Origin of the sequence: Zavarzinella formosa DSM 19928 (genome assembly GCF_000255705.1) — a bacterium.
In the GTDB taxonomy this organism is placed as follows: Bacteria; Planctomycetota; Planctomycetia; order Gemmatales; family Gemmataceae; genus Zavarzinella; species Zavarzinella formosa.
In genome coordinates this window covers 95561-95886 of record NZ_JH636454.1, presented here as the reverse complement: position 1 = coordinate 95886, position 326 = coordinate 95561, and the positions used below count along the sequence as shown (strand labels likewise).

Here is a 326-nt window from a genome sequence, read left to right as displayed (position 1 = left end):
GCGTCCCCGCCGAGGCACACCCCGTAGGGCAGCGCCCCGCCGTGGGCGGTTTCATCCGTGACGGTGATGGGGGAAACGGGGGTCATCTGGCCTCCAGTTCGGGCACGCGGGCCGTCAGTTGTTGAATCGCCCTCACCGCCAGAACGATCATCTGGCCATAATGCAAGGCGTCGGGTTCCCCGTCGTCGTCGTACATGACGAACTCCGGCAGCCCGGCGGCGTGGACCTCCTCGGCGACGAACCCGGCGAACAGCCGTTTGCCGTCGTTCTTCTGTTTGCTCTTGTAAGTGACGGGCCGGAGGGCCAGCAGTTCGGCGAGCCCTTTG

1 protein-coding gene is annotated in these 326 nt (G+C 66.3%); it reads right to left on the bottom strand.

Annotated elements, in window-relative coordinates:
- Window positions 1–82 precede the first annotated feature (82 nt).
- Window positions 83–326, bottom strand: a 244-nt coding sequence (locus BGIM_RS64405) for a tail fiber domain-containing protein (protein WP_162136362.1), incomplete at its 5' end; no start/stop codon positions are given.